Raw genomic sequence first — 13,637 nt, 5'->3', positions numbered from 1 at the left:
AGAGCTTAGTGAGGCTGTTTTCTTTATGAAAAATTAAATGAAATAGTTAAAAAGATAGTACAGGATTTTCAGCTATTGAATACGCTAGAAAATTCCCATATAGATCAAGTTTAATTGAAAGGATGGAAAAATATGAATCAAAAAGAGCCTATTGAATTTATTGAAAAAGCTGGGGCCTGTATTGTTTCAAAAAATATAATAAATGAAACAGGAAAATTGAAATGGATATTGAGAGAGCAATCAATAGATGCAGTAGATAATGGTTGGAGATTTTTTTCAGAAATTGATGATGATGATTACATTAATAATCCTGATAATTTAGTGGTATGTGATTTTAATACTGTAGCAAATATTGAACCGGCCATTCTGGGAATATACGAACTACCAATAGGTAGTGATTTACAATTAGTTTCTGAAAAGGGAAAAATAAGATTTGTTGATAATTTAACTGGTAAAGAAGTTTGATGAGAATACGAAGATCTAAAGGCAACAAGGTAAAATGGTTCGAGGAGCTGTAAATTTACCAAGTGTGAGTTCATTAAATATCTTCGAAAAGAATGTAAAATATTATAGTGAGCGAGGAACAAAGAGTAATCTTAAGACATTTAATTCTGAGACAGAAGCATGTGAATACTTCTATACTAGTTTAATTGATATGTTAAAAGGAATGGGTGTAATTTAAACCTGAAATAAAAGGGCATTTCCGTTTGGGGATGCCCTTTTATTTTATTAATTTAATTGCACATACACATAGGTTCTATTTGCAATTAAGCAGATTTTATTTCACACAAAAATTGTTATACTAATCTAAAATTTTCGTATTTACATTTTTTTCTTTTTATCTCATAATTTTAATTGGGGAAAGGGAGGAAAGAAATGGTTCAAATCAAAGTGACACCTGAAATGCTAGAAGAAGTTGCTAATCGTGCAAGTAATACCCGAATCGCATTAGAATCTATACATAATAATTTATGTAATGAAATTGATCATTTGTGTTTTCAATGGATTGGTGCCTCTAATCAACAATTCGTTCAAATGTTCAATGATGCGAGACCAAAAGCTTTTACATCTATCAATTCAATTATACAAGTAGAAGAAGATTTGAAACGAATCGCTGAAAAATTTCGCAATGCGGATGATCAAGATGTTACAATGGAAGAAGGTGCAATGTGCGGTAAACCATCTTCTGAAGAGAAAGGCTTTGATGGTAAAAAATTAGCTAGAGATATTGCCGGTGAAGTCAGTGGTGAATACGATGTTCGTCGTGCTTGGGATGGTATTGATCCATCTACTGGCGAAAAACTTTCCACTTGGGATAGAATCTTTGCTGGTGGAATGGCGGTAGCTGGTCTTACACCAGTTGGAAAGATTGCCAAAGTAGGAAAAGGTGTTAAAATGACTGCAAAGGCGGCTGAGGCCGCTGATACAGCTAAAAAAGCATCAAAAGTAGATCGCTCAGTTTACATTAATTCCGGCGGACGAAACGGTAATATTTCCCTAAACGAATGGCTTAGACGAGAAGAGGATGCAATAAAATCCTATGAAGGAATTAGAAATTCCACTACAGATGTTCAGGCTATAGCTAAAAATACAGGAATAAATGAAAGACATATAAGAAGAGCGAAAGAACATGTATTTTTTAAAGAACATGATTTACGAGAATTAGGGATCGGTAGATTTCATCCGGATTATCCAATAGCACAAGGATGGAAACGTCTTGAAAGTGGAGGGTTTTTATCAAATGATATGGAGTTAATTAGACATGAAATATTCGAATCTCGATTTGAAGGGATTTTTAAAACTGATTATAAAACAGCACATGATGCAACTTTAAGATCCGGTCGCCCTTGGAAAATACCTGATATAGATGCAGAATAAAAATGGAGGAGATACACTATGGCAATCCATATAACAATGAATAAAGAATTTGAAGATGAGGAGATAGTTGTATATCAATATTATCCATCTGAATCACCAGAAAAAGTTGGGAAAATGTATTTTCATAAAAAAGAGGAAATGTTTTATGATTTAGAACCTGTTCCAGAAGAATCAATCGGAACAAGAAAGCATTATTTTAATTGTGCGATTTCTAGGATAGTAATATGCCTGAGAAATGGCGGAGAATTTTTGGAAGAAATGACATACGGAGTATAGCATCACAAACAAAGATATAAAAAAACCGGCTCAAATAAAGAGCCGGTTTCTTTTTCATACTGTTACTAGGCTAATAATACATAGACTTCATTACTATCCTTCTGAATCACCCGCTAAAATAGGTAAGATGCACTATAATAAAAAGGAACGAATGTTTTATGACATAGAGCAAGCTCCAGTGGATTCATTAAATATGAGAGAACATTATTTTAATTGTGCGTGTACTAGGATTGTACGATGTCTTAGAAAGAACGAGGAATTTCCAGATAGCATGACGTATGAAGCATAATTAAACGAACATAAAAAAAGTCGTCCAACATGACAGCTCGTATTTTACTTAACCTCATATCACCAACCACTACGATCAAGGTACCCTTTCATTTCATTAATTTGCCCATCTGATGTTTCATAGGTGAGAAAGCTCCTGGTTTGATGATGTTTTGCTGATGACGTTGCAACTTTAATCAAGATTGACGGTTCTTTTCTCCACTAATGTTTTTTATATTTACCAAACCATTCTCTAGCCAAAAATGTTGTTCAACTAAAAAATATCTCAAATTCGAGATTTTTCACTTGCTTTCTAATCACTTGAGGTGTAAAGTGATAGTAACGAAAGCGATTGAGTCATATGAAAAACATACACTCAGTTGCTTTCGGTATACAAAACAAAGTAATTTATAAATGGATTCAGTGCAGCTTATTCAGTAAAAAAATACGACTAAGCTATAAAAACATAATGAGCATAAATTGAAAAGTTAATAACCATATTATTTGTTGGAAATATTATTTTTTATGTATCACTTGACTAGTAAAATGAAACGGAGGAATTATCAATGTATGAAATTAAAGGGCATCATCACATTTCAATGGTTACAAAAAACGGAAGTGAGAATAACCATTTTTATAAAAGCGTACTTGGTTTACGTCGCGTGAAAATGACAGTAAACCAAGATGATCCATCAATGTATCACTTATTTTATGGAGATAAAACAGGAAGTCCAGGTACGGAGCTATCGTTTTTTGAAATTCCTTTAGTAGGAAAAACATATCGCGGTACGAATGCCATTACTCGAATTGGGTTACTCGTTCCTTCAGAGGAAAGTTTACATTACTGGAAAGAACGATTTGAGCAATTTGGTGTGAAACATAGTGAAATGACAACATATGCAAATCGTCCTGCTTTGCAATTTGAGGATGCTGAAGGTCTTCGCTTAGTACTACTCGTTTCAAACGGAGAAAAAGTAGAGCACTGGGAAACTTGGGAGAAATCAGAAGTTCCTGCTGAACATCAAATTCAAGGAATGGGTTCTGTGGAAATGACAGTTCGTAGACTTGATAAAATGGCGAGTACACTTACAGAGATGTTCGGTTATAAAGAGGTTAGCCGCAGCGAAGAGGAAGCAATTTTTCAGTCCATTAAAGGAGAGGCTTTTGGAGAAATCGTTGTGAAATATTTAGATGGTCCTACTGAAAAGCCGGGCCGCGGTAGTATTCACCATTTAGCGATTCGTGTGAAAAACGATATAGAGCTTGCCTATTGGGAAGAACAGGTGAAGCAAAGAGGTTTCCATTCTTCAGGAATTATCGACCGTTTCTACTTTAAAAGCTTATATTTCCGTGAATCAAATGGAATCCTGTTTGAAATTGCGACAGATGGACCAGGATTTACAGTTGATGGAGATGTGGAACATTTAGGAGAAAAACTTGATTTACCACCGTTCTTAGAAAATCAGCGAGCAGAAATTGAAGCGAATTTAGCTCCGATTGAAGAGAAGTAATAGAAGAAAAAATACAACTTTAACATATAAATGAAAACTATTGGAGGAATATAAAATGAACCAATTAAAAGGAATACACCACGTTACAGCGATTACAAGTAGTGCAGAAAAGAACTATGAATTTTTCACTCACGTTTTAGGAATGCGTTTAGTTAAAAAAACAGTAAACCAAGATGATATTCAAACGTATCATTTATTCTTCGCAGATGATAAAGGTAGTGCAGGAACAGATATGACATTCTTTGATTTCCCAGGTGTTCCAAAAGGAGTACACGGTACAAATGAAATTTCAAAAACTTCATTCCGCGTTCCAACTGATGTAGCATTAGCATATTGGGTGAAACGTTTTGACCGTCTTGAAGTGGAACATACAGGAATTAAAGAGCAATTTGGTAAGAAAACTCTTTCTTTCGTTGATTTTGACGATCAACACTATCAATTAATTTCAGATGAATTGGATAAAGGGATAGAATCAGGTACACCATGGCAAAACGGGCCAGTGCCATTAGAATATGCAATTACTGGCTTAGGACCTGTATTCATTCGCATCGCAAACTTTAACTATTTCAAAGAAGTGCTAGAAAAAGTTCTATTATTCAAAGAGATTGCTCAAGAAGGCGAATTCTATTTATTTGAAGTAAACGAAGGTGGAAACGGTGCTTCTGCCATTGTAGAACATAATACAGTTCTTCCTGAAGCACAGCAAGGTTTTGGTACAGTGCATCATGCAGCATTCCGCGTAGAGGATCGAGCTGTATTAGAAGAGTGGATTGAGCGACTAAGTCGAGTTGGACTTCCTTCATCTGGATATGTAAATCGTCATTTCTTTGAGTCATTATACGCAAGGGTTGCACCACAAATCTTATTTGAATTTGCAACAGATGGCCCTGGTTTTATGGGAGATGAGCCATACGAAACACTTGGTGAAAAATTATCTTTACCTCCGTTCTTAGAGCCAAAACGTGAAGAAATTGAAAAATTAGTTCGTCCAATTGATACGGTGAGAAGTACGAAGGAATTTATTAAAGAGTAAAAATAGAGATAGTAGGTAGGAGAGCAAGTAGTTTTAGCGAATCGCTGGAACTGCTTGCTTTTTTATTTGGTCTATAAAATTTTCTGACAAATGTTTCTCAAGTTTTTAAAATAGAAATATTTGGTATGATTATTTTAAATTATAAATTTTCTGATAATTATTTTTCAATACATAGAAAAGAGGTGATAATATACAATTTAGATAATTGTATAAATATCCTAATTTTGTAAGTTTGGAGAAAAGGGGATGCGAAGGTATGGGAACAAATGTAGTAACGAAGGAGCAAATGAAACACTTATTGGGTGATTGGTATCATTCAATGTTAAAACAAGATGTGGTTAAAGCAAAAGCACTAAATGAAGAAATAGAGTCCAAGATTATTTATATTAAAGAAGATCAGTATGCAGCATTTTATCACGCATTATTAAAATTCCGTTATCATGTGCTAATTGATAGTTTGAGTATTACAGGGAATAGTTTTGATGAAATTGATGCCCTTATAATTCCTGATGACGCACTTTTAACACATTATTATCACCTATTCAAAGGCATTCATGCAATGTATATATCAAATTACATTGAGTCACAAAATCACTTTGAAGAGGCTGGAAAATTACTTAAACATATAACATCTTCGTTGGAACATGCTGAATTTAATTATAGATTTGCATATCTATCTTATCAAACGTATAAACCATTGATGGCGATTGATCAAATACGTTTAGCAAAAAATGAATATGAAAAACATCCTGGTTATGAAGCTTGTATTGCTTTATGTGAGAATATTTTTGCAATGGCTTGTATTGATTTAAAGCAATATGAGCAAGCCGAAGAGAAGTTTGATTTGGCATTAGATGTATTTCAAAAGATAGATAATAAAAGATTTATTACAATGGTTCGTCATAATTTAGCATGGTTATATGCAAATCAAAACCTTTCGAGTTTAGCAATTCGCCATTTAGTAGAAGTAATAAAAAGTAATCCAAAACATTTCAAAGCAATGTTTGTATTAGCACGTGAATATTACAAAATTGGACAAATCGATACTGCCGCTGAATTAATTGAAGAAGGATTAGATATATGTAATAAGATACAAAATAAAGAATTTCAGCACCGTTTTGTAATTTTAAAGGAAATGAATCAAAAGACGTCTAGTGTATCATTAGAATCCACTATTTTAAATGGGATTTCATATTTTGAGAAAGAAGGCTTGTTGGAGTGTATTCAAGAATATACTGAGATTTTAGCTATGCAATTTTATAAAGAAGAAAACCATGTAAAGGCAAGTAAATATTTTTATATAAATAACCAAGCACAGAAAAAACATTTAAAAAAAGGGGCGTTGAAATAATGAAAAAAGTAGGCGTAATAGCAAAAGGGTTAATTTTTGCAGGGGTTCTTTCATTTGGATTTAATTTTTCTACTACTACACAGCAAGCAGTTAATATTGGTGACGGAGGAGCACCAGCAAGACCAGACTATGTAAGTATTGGGGACGGTGGAGGAGCGCCAGCCAACTTCAATAAAGGCGATGGCGGAGCACCCGCAGATAATAGAGGCGACGGCGGCGGAGTAAGCCAACTATAATAACAAAGAAAAGGACTTCAACAGGAAGTCCTTTTCTTTGTTATTAGGCCACGTAGAGAAAAGAATTGACTTACTTTAAATGTGTAACTATAATAGTTACAAAATAACCATCATTAATAGAAATGAGTTATATTTTTTTAATATAATTGTAACTGAAGTGGTTACAATTAAAAAAGAACATAAAACAACCAAATAATGTAAAAACTTTAAATAGCAACATGAGAAAGGAGACGGGGATTTTGAAACGGTTTAAGTTTTATATGATTAGCGGTATTGTTCTTGTTTTATTAATAGTATGTAACTTCGTTGATAAGCCGATTGCGAAGGTTGAAGAAGTGAAAAATACTGTGATGATGAGGCTGAATACGAAAGAGAGTATGGCGCAGATTGATGGGCAGACGATTTATTTTAAGCAAATTGGTGAGGGGAAACCGCCTTTACTTATGCTTCACGGGTTCGGTGGTTCTTCAGATGGGTTTAATGATATTTATCCGGAACTTGTAAAGGATCATACGATTATTGCGGTTGATATTTTAGGGTTTGGGCGTTCTTCTAAACCAATTGATTTTCAGTATTCGTTTCCCACGCAAGTGAATTTATATTATAAGTTAATGAAGAAACTCGGATACGATCAATTCGCAGTACTTGGTCATTCGATGGGCGGAGAGATGTCTCTAAATTTAGCATATTTATATCCGGATGCAGTAACGCATCTCGTTTTAGCGGATTCTACAGGAATAGAGTCTTTCCAGCAAAAAGAAAGTTATGAAGTGCCGCCACTATCGACAGACTTACAAACTGTAACAGAGATTACGGATTATAATAAAAATGAAGTGAAAAATAGTCGCGATGATAAAGAGCATTATGATCAGCTTACGAAAATGAGAGAGCGCCGCATTGCGATGGAAGCAGATAAAATTAAGGTACCGACTTTAATTATATGGGGACGACACGATAAGAGTGTTTCTTGGAAAAATGGTGAACTGTATCATGAGCTATTTGCAAATAGTACGTTCCATATCATTGAAAAAGGATACCACGCACCGTTTCGCCAGGAACCAATAGAGTTTATGGAATATGTACAAGCGTTCTTCGCGAAGAATCCACAATAAAATTTTAAGCATAAATCCACTTCTTTCCTCATAAAGTGAAACTAATAAGGCTTGTCTAAGGAAAGGGATGAACGAAAGTGGAAACTTTACCATGGTGGATTTATCTTGTAATCATTGGGATCGTATTGAGTGGCTACATGGTTTTATATACTTCGAAAAAAGAGCAAGAGATGGATAATGATTTTATCGAAAAAGAAGGCGAAGTATATATGAAGCGTTTAGAAGAAGAGCGAGAGAAGCGGAATCAGGATAGTGATAAAGATTCGGTATTGCTTTAATAGAAAAAGTTTGAAGAAGAGAAATGGATTTTATTTCTCTTCTTTTTATTGTTCGGGAAATTATTATAGAAGAAAAGCATATGAAATCGACATGATACATAGCGTGCATTACGCTGTAACGCACAAGTTGCACAGGTTACGCAACGATAACTAGCTTTACTCTTCATCATTTATTTGACCATACTAGACATAGAGAGGTGATAAACACAGTATGATTTTTAGTGAACGTTTAAAAGAAGAAAGGGAAAAAAGAAATTGGTCGCAAAATGATTTGGCTGAAAAAATTCATGTAAGTAGGCAGTCTGTTTCGAAATGGGAGACGGGGAAGAACTACCCGAGTATTGAAATTATTATTCATTTAAGTGATCTGTTCGGTATTACGATTGATGAGTTGCTAAGGAGTGATGAGGAATTGACGCAAAAAGTAATTGAGGATAGTAAGCAATTAGCGTATCCGAAATGGAAGGTGTTTTTCGATAGTCTATTTATGATGGGCGTATTTTTATTTATTACAAAAATCGTTGTATGGGCGTTAAATAAGTTTGCCGGAGCAAGCATTACAATTGTCGCAGATGCACCATATGTAATGAATTTTTTACCGCTCCTATTAATGATTATAGGTGGTACGGTTTCTGATAAGTTGAAGAAAATATATAGATAAGAGAAAGATTTGTAAGAAATCCCCTACACTAGCTGTTCTTTTCACCCAAATTGTGTACTATAAAGGATAGATAGGAAGGGGACGTTTAGAATGGAATTTCATGAGCAAAAGATTTTGCCGGCAGTGAGGCAAATTAAAGATTTGGAGAAGCTATTACATAGTTCGTATGAGTATATTGTTATTTTAGATATTCATGTCGGTCAATTGAAGAGTGTTGTGTCGCTCGCGAAGCAGCATAATAAAAAAGTATTTTTACATGTGGATTTGATCCATGGATTACAAAGTGATGGGCATGCGACGGAGTTTTTATGCCAAGAATATAAACCGTACGGGTTATTATCGACAAAGGCGAGCGTAATTATGAAGGCCAAGCAAAAAGGTGTCGTCTCCATTCAACGCATCTTTTTAATTGATTCTAGCGCAATGGAAAAGAGCTGTAATTTGCTAGAAAAGACGAAGCCGGATTATATAGAGGTGCTTCCTGGTGCGTTAACGGGTGTCATTGCTGAGGTGAAAGAGCGTACAGGTGTACCAATTTTAGCAGGTGGTTTTATTCGAACGGTAGAAGACGTTGAAAGAGCGTTAAATGCTGGTGCGACAGCAATTACGACATCGAAAAAAGAACTATGGAAACATTACCAAAAAAAGTGACGAAAATGTGAAAAAATTCTGTTGACACCGCTTTCATTAAGGGTTAACATTATAGACAAGTTAATAAACGTGACGGAGAAAAGAAGAGATCCACATTTTATTGTTTCTATATATATTATATAGAAGCATGTAAGCTGTGGATCTTTTTCTTTTGAAAAAAACGAATGGCCATTCATTTTACCTCTATCACTTTTCGAAAGCATTTAAATTGATTGTGGAGGGATTTTATGTCAGCATTTTTAGGGGAATTAATAGGGACTGCGTTGTTAATCTTACTTGGTGGCGGTGTTTGCGCTGGTGTAAGTTTAAAGAAATCGTTTGCGAAAGATTCTGGTTGGATTGTAATTACAATGGGTTGGGGTCTAGCGGTTGCTATGGCAGCGTATGCAGTTGGATCAATTAGTGGGGCACATTTGAATCCGGCTTTAACGATAGGACTTGCTTTTAAGGGAGCGTTCCCATGGAGTGATGTACCTATGTATATCGCAGCACAAATGATTGGGGCAATTATCGGGGCAGTTCTTGTATATTTACATTACTTACCACACTGGAAAGAAACAGAAGATCCAGGAACAAAGTTAGGTGTATTTGCAACAGGTCCAGCAATTCCGAACACATTTACAAACCTTTTAAGTGAAATGATTGGAACATTCGTTTTAGTATTTGGTATATTAGCAATTGGAGCAAATAAATTTGCAGATGGTTTAAATCCATTTATCGTAGGTTTCTTAATTGTAAGTATTGGTTTATCATTAGGTGGAACAACAGGATACGCAATCAACCCGGCTCGTGATTTAGGTCCGCGTATTGCACACTTCTTCCTTCCGATTGCAGGAAAGGGCGGTTCAAACTGGAAGTATGCATGGATCCCAGTAGTTGGTCCAATTTTAGGTGGATCACTTGCAGGATTATTCCATCAAGTTGTATTTGAAGGAAAACAAAATTCAGCACTTATTTATGTGATTATTACAACTGTGATTGTACTAGCAATCTCTTATATGACAAGTAAAAAAAGTGGAGCTACTACAAATAGTAGAAAAGTAGCATAGGGGGAAACTGATATGAAAAAATATATTCTTTCATTAGACCAAGGAACAACAAGCTCACGCGCAATTCTTTTCAATAAAGAAGGAAAAATCGTTCATTCAGCTCAAAAAGAGTTTACACAACATTTTCCAAAGCCAGGCTGGGTTGAGCATAATGCACAAGAAATTTGGGGATCTATTTTAGCAGTTATCGCAACTTGCTTAAGTGAAGCAGATGTGAAGCCAGAACAAATCGCTGGTATCGGTATTACGAACCAACGTGAAACAGCGGTTGTATGGGATAAAACGACTGGAAAACCAATTTATAACGCAATCGTATGGCAATCTCGTCAAACAGTTGAAATTTGTGATGAGTTAAAAGAAAAAGGTTATAGCGAGATGGTTCGCGAAAAAACAGGTCTTTTAATTGATGCATACTTCTCTGGTACGAAAGTAAAATGGATTTTAGATAACGTTGAAGGTGCAAGAGAAAAAGCAGAAAACGGCGAGTTATTATTCGGAACAATTGATACATGGCTTGTATGGAAATTGTCTGGCGGTAAAGCGCACATAACAGATTACTCAAATGCATCACGCACATTAATGTTTAACATTCACGACTTACAGTGGGATGATGAGCTTCTAGACATGTTAACAGTACCAAAGAGCATGCTTCCAGAAGTACGTCAATCATCTGAAATATATGGAGAAACAATTGATTATCACTTCTTCGGTCAAAATGTACCGATCGCAGGTGTAGCTGGTGACCAGCAAGCAGCATTATTTGGACAAGCTTGTTTCGGTGAAGGTATGGCGAAGAACACTTACGGAACTGGTTGTTTCATGTTAATGAACACAGGCGAAAAAGCAGTAGCTTCTGAGCATGGCCTATTAACAACAATTGCATGGGGTTTAGATGGTAAAGTGAATTACGCATTAGAAGGAAGTATTTTCGTAGCTGGTTCTGCAATTCAGTGGTTACGTGACGGACTGCGTATGTTTAAAGATGCGAGCGAGAGCGAAGTGTACGCTAGCCGTGTTGAATCAACTGAAGGTGTATACATAGTACCGGCATTCGTAGGACTAGGTACACCGTATTGGGATAGTGAAGTACGCGGCGCTATGTTTGGTGTAACACGCGGTACGACGAAAGAGCATTTCATTCGTGCAACGCTAGAATCTTTAGCATACCAAACGAAAGATGTACTATGCGCAATGGAAGCAGATTCAGGTATTGAACTGAACACATTACGCGTTGATGGCGGAGCAGTTAAAAATAACTTCTTAATGAAGTTCCAAAGTGATATTTTAGACGTTCCTGTAGAGCGTCCAGTGATCAATGAAACGACAGCTTTAGGTGCAGCATACTTAGCTGGTCTTGCGGTTGGATACTGGAAAAACCAAGATGAAATTAAAGCACAGTGGCATATGGACAAACGCTTTGAACCAACGATGGAAGCGGAAACAAGCGAAGAGCTATATGCTGGATGGAAAAAAGCAATTGAAGCAACTAAAGCTTTCAAATAATCATAAACAGTGTTATAATGATGACAAGTTAATAATTCGGTAGGAGATTTGGAGAGACCACAACACGCTATAGAGGCGAAATCTATAGCGGAGCTTGTGGTCTCTTTTTTCGTTATCAAAGGGAGGAATTACCATGAAATTTTCAAGTAAACAACGTAAAGACGTATTAAATGGAGTAAATAAACAAGAGTTAGATGTGATCGTAATTGGTGGAGGTATTACTGGTTCTGGTATTGCATTAGATGGGGCAACACGCGGTTTATCAACGATTGTGTTTGAAATGCAGGACTTTGCAGCAGGTACATCAAGTCGTTCAACGAAACTTGTACACGGCGGTTTACGTTATTTAAAACAACTTGAAGTGAAAATGGTAGCAGAGGTGGGGAAAGAGCGTGCGATCGTATATGAGAACGGTCCCCATGTAACAACACCGGAGTGGATGTTACTTCCGTTCCATACAGGCGGCACGTTCGGGTCATTCAGTACATCAATTGGTCTTCGTGTATACGACTTCTTAGCAGGTGTAAAACGAAGCGAGCGCAGAAAGATGTTTAGCCGTGAAGAAACGCTAAATAAAGAGCCTCTTGTAAAACAAGAAGGATTAAAAGGCGGCGGTTACTACGTAGAATATCGTACAGACGATGCGCGTCTTACAATTGAAGTAATGAAAGAAGCGATTGAACATGGTGCGAAAGCTGTTAACTACGCAAAAGTAGACAGTTTCTTATATAAAGATGGAAAAGTATGCGGTGTACGTGTAATCGATTTACTAGACGGAGAAGTGTATGAAGTTTACGGTAAGAAAATTGTAAACGCAGCTGGTCCTTGGGTAGATACACTTCGTGAAAAAGATAACTCTAAAAAAGGGAAAGTACTTCAGTTATCAAAAGGTGTGCATTTAGTAATTGACCAAAAACGTTTCCCATTAGGGCAAGCAATTTACTTTGATACACCAGATAAACGTATGGTGTTCGCGATTCCTCGCGAAGGAAAAACGTACGTAGGTACAACAGATACGTTCTATGATAAAGACGCAGCTGTACCGCACATGACAACAGAAGATCGCACATATATCATTAATGCGATTAATTACATGTTCCCAAGCGTGAAAATTACAGAAAAAGATGTGGAATCAAGCTGGGCTGGTGTACGTCCGCTAATTTATGAAGAAGGTAAGAATGCATCTGAAATTTCTCGTAAAGATGAAATTTGGACTTCTGAATCTGGTTTAATTACAATCGCGGGCGGTAAATTAACAGGATACCGCAAAATGGCTGAAATGGTAGTAGACTACGTAACGAATCTATTACAAAAAGAAGGCCATAGCGCATATAAGAAGAGCGATACGAAACATATGCCAATCTCTGGTGGTCATGTAAGTGGTTCACACGGATTCCCGGCATTTGTTGCGAAAAAAGCAGGCGAAGGTACGAAATATGGTTTAACGACAGCACAAGCGGAAAAATTCGCGAAATTCTATGGCTCTAACGTTGACGTACTGTTTGACTTAGCGAAAAAACATAAAGACGAAGCGAAAGAATACAACATGCCGCTAGACGTTCTAATCCCGCTTGTATACGCAATGGATTACGAAATGACAGCGAAACCAGTTGACTTCTTCGTACGCCGCAGAGGCGCTGTATTCTTCAACATCCACTGGGTATACGAGTGGAAAGAAGCAGTGATCAACTACATGGCTGCGAAACTAGGCTGGAGCAAAGAAGAGCAAATGAAATACACAGCTGAATTAGAAAAAGCATTAAGCGATGCTGTAATTCCTGTAGATCAACAAGAGCAGGCGGCTGCGTTAGCATAAAATAGAAAACCACCT

15 protein-coding genes are annotated in these 13,637 nt (G+C 36.3%); all 15 read left to right on the top strand.

Annotated elements, in window-relative coordinates:
* Positions 1-132 precede the first annotated feature (132 nt).
* Positions 133-465, top strand: coding sequence for a DUF2185 domain-containing protein (locus NSS74_RS18550; protein WP_002140702.1), 333 nt, complete (start codon positions 133-135; stop codon positions 463-465).
* A 411-nt stretch (positions 466-876) separates the two neighbouring features.
* Positions 877-1,878, top strand: a complete 1,002-nt coding sequence (locus NSS74_RS18545) for a WXG100 family type VII secretion target (RefSeq protein ID WP_002140705.1) — start codon at positions 877-879, stop codon at positions 1,876-1,878.
* 18 nt (positions 1,879-1,896) lie between these two features.
* Positions 1,897-2,154: a hypothetical protein gene (locus NSS74_RS18540; protein ID WP_000974349.1), complete on the top strand. Its 258-nt coding sequence runs from the start codon at positions 1,897-1,899 to the stop codon at positions 2,152-2,154.
* Between the two features lie 34 nt (positions 2,155-2,188).
* Entirely contained in the window at positions 2,189-2,443 is a 255-nt protein-coding gene (locus NSS74_RS18535) for a hypothetical protein (protein ID WP_080019750.1), read from the top strand.
* Positions 2,444-2,987: 544 nt separating this feature from the next.
* The gene (locus NSS74_RS18530) at positions 2,988-3,932 is read left to right on the top strand and encodes a ring-cleaving dioxygenase (protein ID WP_002140706.1); all 945 of its coding nucleotides are present in this window, start codon (positions 2,988-2,990) and stop codon (positions 3,930-3,932) included.
* Positions 3,933-3,987: 55 nt separating this feature from the next.
* Complete coding sequence (locus tag NSS74_RS18525; protein ID WP_002140707.1) at positions 3,988-4,965, top strand: ring-cleaving dioxygenase; 978 nt, start codon at positions 3,988-3,990, stop codon at positions 4,963-4,965.
* Between the two features lie 256 nt (positions 4,966-5,221).
* Positions 5,222-6,316 carry a response regulator aspartate phosphatase gene (locus tag NSS74_RS18520; protein WP_002140708.1) on the top strand — a complete coding sequence of 365 codons (1,095 nt, stop codon included), beginning with the start codon at positions 5,222-5,224 and terminating at the stop codon, positions 6,314-6,316.
* Complete coding sequence (locus NSS74_RS18515) at positions 6,316-6,552, top strand: Phr family secreted Rap phosphatase inhibitor (protein ID WP_002140709.1); 237 nt, start codon at positions 6,316-6,318, stop codon at positions 6,550-6,552. The genes NSS74_RS18520 and NSS74_RS18515 overlap by 1 nt, the downstream gene beginning before the upstream one ends.
* Before the next feature lie 239 nt (positions 6,553-6,791).
* The gene (locus NSS74_RS18510; RefSeq protein WP_002140710.1) at positions 6,792-7,664 is read left to right on the top strand and encodes an alpha/beta fold hydrolase; all 873 of its coding nucleotides are present in this window, start codon (positions 6,792-6,794) and stop codon (positions 7,662-7,664) included.
* 77 nt (positions 7,665-7,741) lie between these two features.
* Positions 7,742-7,942, top strand: a complete 201-nt coding sequence (locus tag NSS74_RS18505; RefSeq protein WP_002087191.1) for a sporulation YhaL family protein — start codon at positions 7,742-7,744, stop codon at positions 7,940-7,942.
* A 211-nt stretch (positions 7,943-8,153) separates the two neighbouring features.
* The gene (locus NSS74_RS18500) at positions 8,154-8,603 is read left to right on the top strand and encodes a helix-turn-helix domain-containing protein (RefSeq protein WP_002087188.1); all 450 of its coding nucleotides are present in this window, start codon (positions 8,154-8,156) and stop codon (positions 8,601-8,603) included.
* A 90-nt stretch (positions 8,604-8,693) separates the two neighbouring features.
* Positions 8,694-9,254 carry a glycerol uptake operon antiterminator GlpP gene (gene glpP / locus NSS74_RS18495; protein ID WP_000394293.1) on the top strand — a complete coding sequence of 187 codons (561 nt, stop codon included), beginning with the start codon at positions 8,694-8,696 and terminating at the stop codon, positions 9,252-9,254.
* Between the two features lie 227 nt (positions 9,255-9,481).
* Positions 9,482-10,303, top strand: coding sequence for a glycerol uptake facilitator protein GlpF (gene glpF, locus NSS74_RS18490; protein ID WP_002030197.1), 822 nt, complete (start codon positions 9,482-9,484; stop codon positions 10,301-10,303).
* A gap of 12 nt (positions 10,304-10,315) precedes the next feature.
* Complete coding sequence (glpK, locus tag NSS74_RS18485) at positions 10,316-11,806, top strand: glycerol kinase GlpK (protein ID WP_002011107.1); 1,491 nt, start codon at positions 10,316-10,318, stop codon at positions 11,804-11,806.
* A gap of 133 nt (positions 11,807-11,939) precedes the next feature.
* Positions 11,940-13,622, top strand: coding sequence for an aerobic glycerol-3-phosphate dehydrogenase (glpD, locus tag NSS74_RS18480; protein ID WP_002140714.1), 1,683 nt, complete (start codon positions 11,940-11,942; stop codon positions 13,620-13,622).
* The last annotated feature ends 15 nt before the right edge of the window (positions 13,623-13,637 follow it).

Origin of the sequence: Bacillus sp. FSL E2-8868 (genome assembly GCF_038005505.1) — a bacterium.
Lineage (GTDB): Bacteria > Bacillota > Bacilli > Bacillales > Bacillaceae_G > Bacillus_A > Bacillus_A mycoides.
The sequence above is the reverse complement of the archived record's forward strand: the minus strand, read 5'-3'. Positions and strand labels throughout refer to the sequence as shown.